Source organism: Serratia ureilytica (genome assembly GCF_013375155.1).
In the GTDB taxonomy this organism is placed as follows: Bacteria; Pseudomonadota; Gammaproteobacteria; order Enterobacterales; family Enterobacteriaceae; genus Serratia; species Serratia ureilytica.
Genome location: NZ_JABXOF010000003.1, coordinates 268,819 through 280,279 on the forward strand (window position 1 = coordinate 268,819; position 11,461 = coordinate 280,279).

The following is an 11,461-nucleotide window of genomic DNA, read 5'->3' on the forward strand; positions in this document are numbered from 1 at the left end:
AGCGGGCGCTTTACACGCCACTGCGCCGCTCATTATCATCGCCCTTATCCCGCCGCAGGAAAATTTAAATGCCGTTTCATGGCGTTACGCCCAGCGCGTCATCGCTACCGTTCACTTCGCCTATCGGAAAATCAGGATGAGAAAACTCACAACGCCGCTGATCGCCGCCCTGCTGCTCGGCCTGTTTAGCCTGCCGGCCGACGCGCAGGAGAAACCGCAACAAATCACCATCGGTTACCAGAAAGCCAACATTTTTGCGCTGCTGAAATACCGCGGCACGCTGGAGAAAACCCTGGAGCCGCAGGGCGTCAAGGTTCGCTGGATAGAATTCCCCGCCGGCCCGCAGATGTTGGAAGGGTTGAACGTCGGCAGCATCGATCTGGCGGCGACCGGCGACGCCCCGCCGGCCTTCGCGCAAGCCGCCAAGGCCGATCTGGTTTATTTGGCGCATTCGCCGCCCAGCCCGAAAACCGAAGCCATCGTGGTGCCGCAGGATTCGGCGATCCGCTCCGTGGCCGATCTGAAAGGCAAACGCGTGGCGTTGAACAAAGGGTCGGACGTCAATTACCTGCTGGTGAGCGCGCTGGAACAGGCCGGCTTGAGCTACAAGGACATCACGCCGGTCTATCTGCCGCCGAGCGATGCCCGCGCCGCCTTCCAGCGCGGCAGCGTCGACGCCTGGGTGATTTGGGATCCCTACTACGCCGAGGTGGAAACCCATGCCAACGCCCGCCGGCTGAAAGACGCGGAAGGCCTGGTGCCGCACTACACCTTCTATCTCGCCAGCCGCCGCTTTGCCGAAACCTACCCGGACAGCGCCAAGCAGGTGATTCAACAGCTCGGCGCGCTGAGCGACTGGGCCAACGGCCATCCGCAGGAAGCGGCGGCGATCCTCGCTCAGAGCACCGGCCTGGATCAGGCGATTTGGGCCAGAGCCATCGCCCGCATGCCGTTCGGCAGCCAGCGCATGTCGCCGAAGGTGTTCAGACAGCAGCAGCAGTTGGCGGATAAATTCACCGCCATCGGACTGCTGCCGGGTAAGGTGGACGTCAACGCCGCCCGCTGGTCCGAAGATAAGCCCGAGGCGCCGTAGCCTTTGCCGCGCTTTGGCTTTAGAAAGCAGAAACCGGCATTTTGCCGCCGGAGTAAGCTGACCTATGCTAACCCTGTGTGATGAAACGCGTTTTCATGGCATGTCTTCCGGAACGTTTTGCTTTATTTGTTCGTCGTGAACCCTGGGCCGCCCCTGACTGGTGCGGCTTTTCTTTTTTGTTCGGCAGTGCCAGCAGCGGGGAATTTTGCTATGTTAACCCGCAGATACACTTCCCGTTTTCAGCCGCCGGATCGACTCATGTTTACCCACAAAGCAATCGCCGCGCTCAACGCCCTGGAGCTGATGGTTTATAACTACGTCAGCAAACACAAGAATCAAGTGATGTACATGACCATCCGCGAACTGGCCGAGGCCGCCGGCGTGTCCACCACCACCGTGCTGCGATTTTGCAAAAAAATGGGGTGTGACGGCTATTCGGAATTTCGCATCCGTTTCAAACTGTACCTGGAGCAAACCGATGCGCCGCCGGTCGATTCCGGCATCGGCGAAATTCTCAGTTTTTTTAAAAGCGTCAGCAACGATGAATTTAATCAACTGCTCGATGAAGCGGTGCGGCATATCGCCGCCGCCGAGCGAATTATTTTCGTCGGCATCAGCACCTCCGGCGCCCTGGGGAAATATGGCGCGCGTTTCTTTTCCAACGTCGGAAAATTTAGCACTCATATCGACGATCCTTATTATCCCGTCAACAGCGATATGTATAAAAGCGCGGTGGCGATCATGTTGTCGGTTTCCGGCGAAACCGAAGAGATCCTGCGGCTGGCCAGCCAGTTCAGCCTGCACCACTGTAAAATCATCAGCATCACCAACAACGAAACCTCTTCGCTGGCGCGGCTGGCGGACTTCAATCTGTCTTATCACGTCCCGCAACACTTGATCGGCGATCATCATAATATTACTACGCAAATTCCCGTGCTTTATATTATTGAAACCATCGGCAAGCGCCTGGGAAGAATGAACGCGATAAAATAAAACAGGCTGTTTTTTTATTGTGACAAATCACGTTTTACGGCGATTTGTTATATCGTGACATTTCTTTCGGTCTTGTTACTCTATTGGCAACGCGAACGTTATTACCCTTCATTAAATAAGATGAGACATTGACGATGAAACAGTTGCCGAAAGATTTTCTGTGGGGAGGCGCGGTCGCCGCGCACCAGGTTGAAGGCGGTTGGGATCAGGGCGGCAAAGGGCCAAGCATCGCCGACGTGCTGTCCGGCGGTTCGCACGGCGTGGATCGCGTGATGACCGACGGCGTGCTCGACGGCTATCGCTATCCCAACCACGAAGCGGTGGACTTCTACGGCCGCTACAAGCAGGACGTGGCGCTGTTCGCCGAGATGGGCTTCAAGTGTTTTCGTACCTCGATCGCCTGGACGCGCATTTTCCCGAACGGCGACGAAGCAACGCCGAACGAAGCCGGCCTGCAGTTTTACGACGACCTGTTCGACGAATTGCTGAAATACGGCATCCAGCCGGTGATCACCCTGTCCCACTTCGAAATGCCTTACCATTTGGTAAAAGCCTACGGCGGCTGGAAAAATCGCCGGGTGGTGGAGTTCTTCGTGCGCTTTAGCGAAGTGGTGATGCGCCGCTACCGCGAAAAAGTGAAGTACTGGATGACCTTCAACGAAATCAACAACCAGAGTAACTACCGCTACCCGCTGTTCGGTTACTGCTGTTCCGGCGTGGACTACACCCAGGAAGACAACCCTGAGCAGACGCTGTACCAGGTGTTGCACCACCAGTTCGTCGCCAGCGCGCAGGTGGTCAAACTCGGCCATCAGATCAACCCGGAATTCAAGATCGGCTGCATGCTGGCCTGCGTGCCGTTCTACCCTTATTCCTGCAAGCCGGACGACGTGATGTACGCCGTGGAAGCGATGCACCAGCGCTATCTGTATACCGACGTGCAAATGCGCGGCTACTACCCCAGCTACCTGCTGCGTGACTGGGAACGCAAAGGGCTGAAGATCGAGATGCAGCCGCAGGACGCGCAGATCCTGCGCGAGGGCTGCACCGATTACATCGGCTTCAGCTATTACATGAGCAATGCGCTGCAGGCCAACGCGGTGGACGGCAGCGACGGCATGTTCGGCTTCCCGGGCAACGTGCCGAACCCGCACGTCAAAGCCTCCGACTGGGGCTGGCAGATCGATCCGGTCGGGCTGCGCTATTCGCTGAACGTGCTGTATGAACGTTACCAGAAGCCGCTGTTTATCGTGGAAAACGGCTTCGGCGCCTTCGACAAGGTGGAAGCGGATGGCCGGATCAACGATGACTATCGCATCGACTATCTGCGTGCCCATATCGAAGAGATGAAAAAAGCGGTGATTGAAGACGGCGTAGACCTGATCGGCTATACGCCGTGGGGCTGCATCGACTGCGTGTCGTTCACTACCGGCGAGTACAGCAAGCGCTACGGCTTCATCTACGTCGATAAACACGACGACGGCACCGGCACGCTGGAACGGTCGCGCAAGAAAAGCTTCGACTGGTATCGTCGGGTGATCGCCAGCAACGGCGAACAGCTGTAACCGCCGCAGTTCAGGGGCGGTGACGCCCCTTCTCGCCCATGCCGCCCGGCATGGGCGTTTTCGCTTATATCGCCGGGAATGGCGCCCCGACATAATTTTCCGCCAGCATCGTCATGGCACTGCGCGATTTCACCGTGTACTGCAGCTCTGAGAGTTGCAGCCGGTGTTCGAAAGGCGTGTCTTCCCGCCGGGTATGCAGCATGTGGGTCATCCACCAGGAAAAATGCTCGGCGCGCCAGACCCGCTGCAAGGCGGTGTCGCTGTAATCGTCCAGCCGTTGCCAGTCGCCTCGCCGGTAAAACGTCTCCAGCGCCTGGGACAACAGGCAAACATCGGCCATGGCCAGATTCAACCCTTTGGCGCCGGTCGGCGGCACGATATGCGCCGCGTCGCCCGCCAACAGCAAGCGCCGGTAGCGCATCGGTTCGGTAACGAAGCTGCGCATGCCCACCACGTTTTTCTGAAATATGCGGCCCTTTTTCAGCGTCCAGCCTTCATGGTTTTCCAGCCGCTGCTCCAACTCGCGCCAGATACGATCGTCCGACCATTGATCGACCTGTTCCGCAGGATCGCACTGAAAATACATGCGTTGCACGCCGGGCGAACGGGTGCTGATCAACGCAAAACCGCGCGGATGGCAGGCGTAGATCAGCTCTTCGCTGGACGGCGGCGCTTCGACCAGAATGCCGAACCAGCCGAACGGATAGGTGCGGGTGTAATCCTGCCGCAGCCCGCCGGGCATCGCCGCGCGGCTGATGCCGTGGAATCCGTCGCATCCGATGACAAAGTCGCAGCGCAGCCGGCGCGGCTGGTCGCCATGACGGTAGTGAACCTCGGGCTGCGCGCTGTCCAGCGCCTTCAATTCAACCTGTTCCACCTCGAAAAACAGATGGCCCTGCGCAGCCAGACGCGCAGCGATCAGGTCTTTCAAGACTTCATGCTGGGCATAGACGGTGACGGCGCGCTCGGTCAATCCGGCCAGATCGATGCGGTGCTGCCGGCCGCCGAACGCCAAGCGGATCCCCTGATGCCGCGCCCCTTCCCGCCGCATCCGCTCCCCCAATCCGGTCTGCTCGAGCAGATCGACGGTCCCCTGTTCGAGCACCCCGGCGCGAATGGTCGATTCCACCGCCTCCCGGCTGCGCGTTTCCAACACCACCGATTCCACACCTTGCAGGTGCAGCAGATGGGACAACATCAAGCCGGCCGGACCGGCGCCGATGATCACAACCTGTGTGCGCATAGCATGACTCCCTCATAGCATTTTGTTGAGCGGCGCCGGCAGCGCCGGGTAGCCGCCGGAAAGGTGTTTGGCGAACAGCGCCAGCGCCGCGATCAGCGCCGGGATGGCCAACAGCGTGAAAATGGTGCTGAACGACAGCTGCATCTGCATCAGTACGCCACCGCTCATCGCCCCCAGAATGCCGCCAAAACGCCCGAGACCGAGCATCCAGGCCACGCCGGTCGCCCGGCTCTGGGTGGGATAGAACCCGGCCGCCAGGGCCGGCATGGATGACTGGGCGCCGTTCATGCAGGTGCCGGCGATGAACACCGTGAGCGCCATCAGCAGCGGAGAGGTATAGACATAGCCGATGATGCCGACGAACAAACCGGTCAGCAAATAGCCGACGGCCACCACCTTGTGCGGGTTCATGCGATCCATCAACCAACCGATAATCAATACGCCGAGTCCCCCGCCGAGCGGAAACAGCGCGGTGATCAGCGACGCCTGCGTAACGGAGGCGCCGGTTTCACGGATCAGCAGCGGCAGCCAACTGGTCAGCAGATAGAAGATCATCAATCCCATGAAGTAAGTCAGACACAGCATCAACGTGCCCAGCAGATAGCGACGCGAAAAGATCATGCCCAGCGGCGACGCTGCCTTTACCTGCCCTTCTTCCTGCAACATGAAGCGCGGCGACGGCGTCATTCGGATCGGCGCAATGCGTTTCAGCACCTTGGCGATGCGCTCTGCGGCATAGCCACGCGCGACCATGAAGCGCACGGATTCAGGCAAGGCGGCGATCAGGACCAGCGCCAGCAGCAACGGCATAACGCCGCCCAGCACCATCACGCTCTGCCAGCCGAAATGCGGGATCAGCCAGGCGGAAGAAAAACCGCCCAGCGACGAACCGAGAGGGAAACCGCAAAACATCAGATTCACCATCAGGGCTCGGCAGCGCTGAGGGGCATATTCCGACATCAGCGTGGCGGCGTTCGGCATGGCCGCCCCCAGTCCCAGCCCGGTCAAAAAACGCAGCAGCGTCAGCGTCGAAAGCGAGCCGGCGAAGGCGGTCAGCAGGCTGAAGCCGCCGAACAGCAGCAGCGAAATCACCAGCACTTTCTTACGGCCGATGCGATCCGCCAACGGGCCGGCGGCCAACGCGCCTACCGCCAGACCGACCAGCGCGGCGCTCATTACCGGCCCCAGCGCGGTTTTGTCTATTCCCCACTCCTGCACCAGCGACGTGGCGATGAAGCCGATAATGGCGGTATCGAAACCGTCCAGCGCGACCGCCAAAAAACACAAAACCAGTATCAACCACTGGTAGCGAGAAAATGGCTGGTTATCGATAAACCCTCGAATTTCTACGTTGTTATCATGCGGCATGGCTTGCTCCTCAGAGAGTGCGGCAAACCTCACCGCACGGAACAGCCGGCTGCGAGCCGGCGAGAGGGTTAATTTGTGCGATTATCGGAATATAGTTCGTTAATCGACAATCAAATCAAACCACCCCACGGCGAATGCTTCAATATTGTTAAAAAAATAAGCGTGCGATAAACGAACATCAGAAAGCGGTAAATAAAATAATTTTATTTACTATTAATTGGATATGGAGATTTAAGCCGTGACTGCGGCGTGGGGAGTTGTGATTTTGTTAACATTTCAAAAACATCATGAGCGCCCGGTCTGACGTTGCCCCTGGGCCGGAGGGAACCGGCGCTTGTCAAACCGCGCTCGCCGCCTAAAAACAGGAAGCGAGCGCAAGCCTCGGCGCTATTGGCTCACGGCGCCGTTTGCGCGGCGGCGAGGTATTTCGCCATTTCCGCCGTCGGCACCATGCCGCCGCCGGTCGCCCATACCAGATGCGTCGCCTGGGCCAGGCTCTCCGCGCTCACGCCCTGCTCGCTGAGCTGCCGCGCGTGAGCGGCAACGCGCCACGGCCCGGGCATGCCGGCCAGGGCGGAGGGTTCCAGCTGGATATGCTCGTGCCTGTCCAACAGCCCGAGCAGCGCGAACATCTCTTCGTCGCTCAGGGTGTAAAACGCGCTCAGCAGGCGCTCCATCGCCCGGCCGACAAAACCGGAGGCGCGCCCCACCGCCAGTCCGTCCGCCGCCGTGCGGTTGTCGATGCCGAGATCTTGCACCGCAATGCCGTCATGCAACCCGCTGTAGACGCCGAGCAGCATGCAAGGGGAATGGGTCGGTTCGGCGAAAATGCAGTGAACATGATCGCCGAACGCCAGCTTGAGGCCAAAGGCGACTCCGCCCGGCCCGCCGCCGACGCCGCACGGCAGATAAACGAACAGCGGATGCTGCGCGTCCACCACGATACCCTGTTCGGCAAACTGCCGCTTCAGGCGGCCGCCGGCCACCGCGTAGCCGAGGAACAGGGTTTGCGAGTTTTCATCATCGATAAAGAAGCAACTCGGATCGTCCGCCGCCTGTTTGCGCCCTTGTTCGACCGCCACGCCGTAATCGTCGGCGTATTCCACCACCGTCACGCCATTGTCGCGCAGCTTCTGTTTTTTCCACGCCCGCGCGTCCGCCGACATGTGCACGCTGACGTCAAACCCCAGCCGGGCGCTGATGATGCCGATGGATAATCCCAGATTGCCGGTCGATCCGACGGCGATGCGGTACTGGCTGAAGAATTGACGGAACTCGTCGGAAAACAGCCGGGCGTAGTCGTCGCCGGTGTGCAGCAGCCCCGCCTCCAGCGCCAGCTTTTCCGCGTGCGTCAGCACCTCATAGATGCCGCCGCGCGCCTTGATTGAGCCGGAAATCGGCAGATGGCTGTCCTTTTTCAACAGCAGGCGCCCGCCCAACGTCTGCCCATAGCGCCGATCCAACGCGAGCTGCATGGCCGGGATCGCCACCAGCTCGGATTCGATGATCCCCTTTGTCGGTTGGGTTTCCGGGAAGGCCGCGGCAAGATAAGGCGCGAAACGCGCCAGGCGCTGCTCCGCGTCAGCGACGTCGGCGGCGGTCAACCCGACGTGGGGCAACCCTGCGGCCAGCGTTGTCGCGCGCGGATTGAACCAGGTGATCGGCTCTAGCGCAACCATGCGTTGCAACAGCGGATGCTGGGCGACCCACGATAGGATCTGTGATTTCTGCATAAGTGTCCCTGACTGATGTTGGCGTTGCCGTCACCTTGCCGCGAACGCCGGCGGCTGACAAATGATAAATTCTGAGCTTGAGGTGCACTAGATTGATGCAAGCGCGACGTTAGCCGGCCGTCACGCCAAACAGCAGGCCGACGCCGGAAGAAACCGCCATCGCCAGTGCGCTCCAGACGAGGATGCGCGCCACGCCCGGCAAGATCGGCGCCCCGCCGGTTTTCGCGGCGATGCCGCCGAGAACGCCGAGGGAAATCAGCGCCGACGCCACCAGCGCCGGCCGCGTCCAGGCGACCAGTACCCACATCGCCACCAGCAGCGGCAACAGCGCGCCGAGGGAGAAACTCAGGGCCGACGCCAACGCAGCCTGCAGCGGCCGGGCGCGGGTGGCGGAGGAAATACCCAGTTCGTCGCGCGCGTGCGCCTCCAGCGCATCATGCGCCATCAGCTTTTCCGCCACCTGCCGGGCCAGCGCCGGATCCAGACCGCGATGCACGTAGATTGACGTCAGTTCGCGAAACTCCCCCGGGTAGTCTTCAAGCAGCTCCGCCTGCTCTTCCGCCAGCGCGGCCTTTTCGGTATCCGCCTGCGACGAGACCGACACATACTCGCCGGTGGCCATCGACATCGCGCCCGCCACCCACCCGGCGACGCCGGCGATCATCAGCGTGGAATGCGAGGCGCTGGCCGCCGCGACGCCCAGCAGCAGACTGGCCGTTGAGACGATGCCGTCGTTGGCGCCGAGCACCGCCGCCCGCAGCCAGCCGATGCGTTCAATACTGTGCCGCTCTCGATGCATCCTTTCTCTCCCACGTTCTCTTTCCGCTAGTCCCGCGCCGCCGCTTCCAGGCCGGCGATGTCGATTTTGCCCATCAGCAGCATCGCTTCCGTGACCCGCCGCACGCGCGCGGCGTCGGGGTCGTTCATCAGCTCGGTCAGGCGCCGCGGCACGATCTGCCAGCACAGCCCCCAGCGATCGCGCAGCCAGCCGCACTGCTCCGCCTCGCCGCCCTCGCTCAACGCATCCCACAGCCGGTCAACCTCCGCCTGATCGTCGCATTCCACCATCACGGAAAAGCTGTGATTGAACGGATCCAACGGCCCGGCCTCGATCGCCGCATAGCGCTGGTCACCCAGAGTGAAGGAGGCCAGCTTCACGCTGCCGGCCGGGCCGCTCGGCGTATCCGCCGGCAGATCGGAAAACCAGTTCACGGACGAACCGGGGATCAGCGCGACGTAGCAATTCAGCGCCGCTTCCATGTCTTTTTCAAACCACAGATGTTGCGTAATTCTGGCCATCTGCGCCTCCTTTACGCATCGAGGATCGGCGCGAACCCGCCAAAGATCATGCGTTTGCCGTCAAACGGCATCTCGCCCAGCGCCTTCATGCGCGGATCGTTCATCATTTTCTGGTTGGCGGCGTCGCGCACCGCCTTGGAGGGGTACTCTATCCAGCTGAACACCACCACTTCGCCCTCCTGCGCCTTTACCGCGCCGCGAAAGTCGGTGAGTTTGCCGTCGGGCACGTCATCGCCCCAACACTCCACGATGCGCGTGGCGCCAAACTCTTTGAACAGCGGCGCCGCAGCGGCCGCCAGCCGGTGATAAGCCTCCTTGTTGGCGGCCGGCACCGCCACCACAAACCCGTCTACGTATTTCATCCTGGTATCCTCTTGTCTGATTAAGGACAGTCGGTTCGGCGCAGGCGGAAATGCCCGCGTCCCTTACCAGTTTAGACCGCAGGCACGCAGCGCGGATCGGAAGTTCAGCGGCCGTGACAGGCCGGCGGAGACGATTCCGGTGTGGCGACCCGGTTGCGGCCGGCGTTTTTCGCTTTGTACACCGCCAGATCCGCTAGTTTGAGCAGGTCGGCCAGGCTTTGGCCGGAACCGCCCGGGCAGGTCACCATGCCGATGCTGACGGTGATCTGCAGCGGATGCCCGGCCGGCATGAGGATAGACTCCGTTTCGATGCGTTGCCGCAGGCGTTCGGCCAATTGCCATCCCTGCTGCGGCTGGCCGAGCGTCGAAACGATGGCGAACTCTTCGCCCCCCATGCGGCCGAACAGGTCACCGACGCTCAGATCGGCGGCGATCGCGCGGGTAAAGGCCATCAGCGCCTGATCGCCGCCGGCATGGCCGAAACGGTCATTAATCGATTTGAAATAGTCGATATCGAGCATCATGACGCACACCAGCTCGCCCTTTTGGTCTATCAACCGTTCGCCGCGTTGCATAAACGCATTGCGCGTCAGCACGTGCGTCAACGCATCGTGATTCGCCACGTGCTCCAGCGTGCGCAGCAGCGCATTGCGCGCATAGTTCATGCTGGCGACGGCGATCGGCCCCAACGCCAGCAGCGCGATGCCCAGGCGCATGGATACCGCGTTCTGCAGCACCTTCATGTCGAGCGTGGTGCTAAGCAACCCGAAATCGATCGCCAGATGGCACCACAGCACGTAAACCAGCACCGCGATCATGGTGCTGAACAACGAAAAGGACATCGCCAGCCACAGCAGCACCGGCATCGGGAAGATCACCGCGCCGGGGCCGCCGATCAGCACGCTGCAGACCGCCGCCAGCGCCAGCAGCGCCAACACCGCCAGTTTCCCCCCCGCCTGCGGCCATTGGCTGCGCTGGGTGAACATGGCGCAGGTCGCGCGCAGGCGATGTCGCCAATCGGCGGGAAACACCAGAATGAACGGCATCAGCGTGACGTAGTTGGTGAATTCAGATGAGAACCACAGCGCCAGGGAGGTCAAATAGGGCCTGCCGAACAGCCACTGCGAGGCCGCCGCGCCCACAACGCCGGTAACGGCGGCAGCGGCCAGGCAGATACCGAACAAATACATGCTGGAAGCGCCACGCTGCAGCGTGCGCGCCGGCGGCGGCAGGCGCATGAACAACAGATACCCTACCACCACGCCGGCCAGATTGGCGGCGTTCAACAACAGCGCCTTTTCCAGCGAGCTGCCGGTCAGCAGATCCGCCGCCAGATACCCCAACACCGCCATGCCCCAATCGGCGCGCGTGGCCCACCGTGAGCGGCGCACCAAAACGGCCAGCAGCACGGCGTTAGCCGGCCAGAATATCGCCAGAAAACTGCCGGGCCGGCTCACGATGCCCAGCAGACACAGCGCGAACACCAGCAAAAAAAAGCTGAGCGCGGGCCAGATTTTCCGGGTATCGGACAACGAGGTGGTTTGCATCTTGGATCCAGAGACTTCCGCTAGCGTAAGGTGACAGTCTTTGCGTGTCACAACCGTCGACGATGAGGAGAAGATAAACGGCCGACCCGCCTATTATTGCCAGTTTTTCCTGCCCGGACACCTGTTTATTCATCAAGGGAAAATATATTTGTGTATCAATATATTGACAGGAATCACCCTTCCGACGAACAAACTGCCGCGTCCCTCCCGTCACTGCGATCGTTATTGCCATCCATCCGAATTTTTACCGGCAAAATC

Annotated in this window: 10 protein-coding genes; 3 read left to right on the forward strand and 7 right to left on the reverse strand. The window is 60.8% G+C overall.

Going from position 1 to position 11,461, the window contains the following annotated elements; all coding sequences use genetic code 11:
- The first annotated feature begins 136 nt into the window (after positions 1-136).
- The 3 genes from HWW83_RS07785 (at position 137) to HWW83_RS07795 (ending at position 3,651) form a co-directional block, all read left to right on the forward strand.
- Positions 137-1,093 (forward strand): sulfonate ABC transporter substrate-binding protein, encoded by a 957-nt coding sequence (locus tag HWW83_RS07785; protein WP_176589186.1) that lies wholly within the window; start codon positions 137-139, stop codon positions 1,091-1,093.
- A gap of 258 nt (positions 1,094-1,351) precedes the next feature.
- Entirely contained in the window at positions 1,352-2,086 is a 735-nt protein-coding gene (locus HWW83_RS07790; RefSeq protein WP_033643147.1) for a MurR/RpiR family transcriptional regulator, read from the forward strand.
- A gap of 128 nt (positions 2,087-2,214) precedes the next feature.
- A complete protein-coding gene (locus HWW83_RS07795; protein WP_122016607.1) occupies positions 2,215-3,651 on the forward strand; it encodes a 6-phospho-beta-glucosidase in 1,437 nt (478 codons plus the stop codon).
- A 64-nt stretch (positions 3,652-3,715) separates the two neighbouring features.
- Here the strand turns inward: HWW83_RS07795 and HWW83_RS07800 are convergent, their stop codons facing one another.
- The 7 genes from HWW83_RS07800 to HWW83_RS07830 form a co-directional block, all read right to left on the reverse strand.
- Complete coding sequence (locus HWW83_RS07800; RefSeq protein ID WP_016927657.1) at positions 3,716-4,894, reverse strand: 4-hydroxybenzoate 3-monooxygenase; 1,179 nt, start codon at positions 4,892-4,894, stop codon at positions 3,716-3,718.
- Positions 4,895-4,906: 12 nt separating this feature from the next.
- Positions 4,907-6,262, reverse strand: a complete 1,356-nt coding sequence (locus HWW83_RS07805) for an MFS transporter (protein ID WP_142002457.1) — start codon at positions 6,260-6,262, stop codon at positions 4,907-4,909.
- A 395-nt stretch (positions 6,263-6,657) separates the two neighbouring features.
- Positions 6,658-7,995, reverse strand: coding sequence for a D-serine ammonia-lyase (gene dsdA, locus HWW83_RS07810; RefSeq protein WP_047575133.1), 1,338 nt, complete (start codon positions 7,993-7,995; stop codon positions 6,658-6,660).
- A gap of 109 nt (positions 7,996-8,104) precedes the next feature.
- Positions 8,105-8,794 carry a VIT1/CCC1 transporter family protein gene (locus HWW83_RS07815; protein ID WP_176589187.1) on the reverse strand — a complete coding sequence of 230 codons (690 nt, stop codon included), beginning with the start codon at positions 8,792-8,794 and terminating at the stop codon, positions 8,105-8,107.
- 26 nt (positions 8,795-8,820) lie between these two features.
- Positions 8,821-9,294: a VOC family protein gene (locus HWW83_RS07820; protein ID WP_060439899.1), complete on the reverse strand. Its 474-nt coding sequence runs from the start codon at positions 9,292-9,294 to the stop codon at positions 8,821-8,823.
- Positions 9,295-9,305: 11 nt separating this feature from the next.
- On the reverse strand, positions 9,306-9,656 hold the full coding sequence (locus HWW83_RS07825; protein WP_038871540.1) for a DUF1428 domain-containing protein: 351 nt from the start codon (positions 9,654-9,656) through the stop codon (positions 9,306-9,308).
- 104 nt (positions 9,657-9,760) lie between these two features.
- Positions 9,761-11,203: a GGDEF domain-containing protein gene (locus HWW83_RS07830; protein ID WP_129993052.1), complete on the reverse strand. Its 1,443-nt coding sequence runs from the start codon at positions 11,201-11,203 to the stop codon at positions 9,761-9,763.
- Positions 11,204-11,461: the final 258 nt, after the last annotated feature.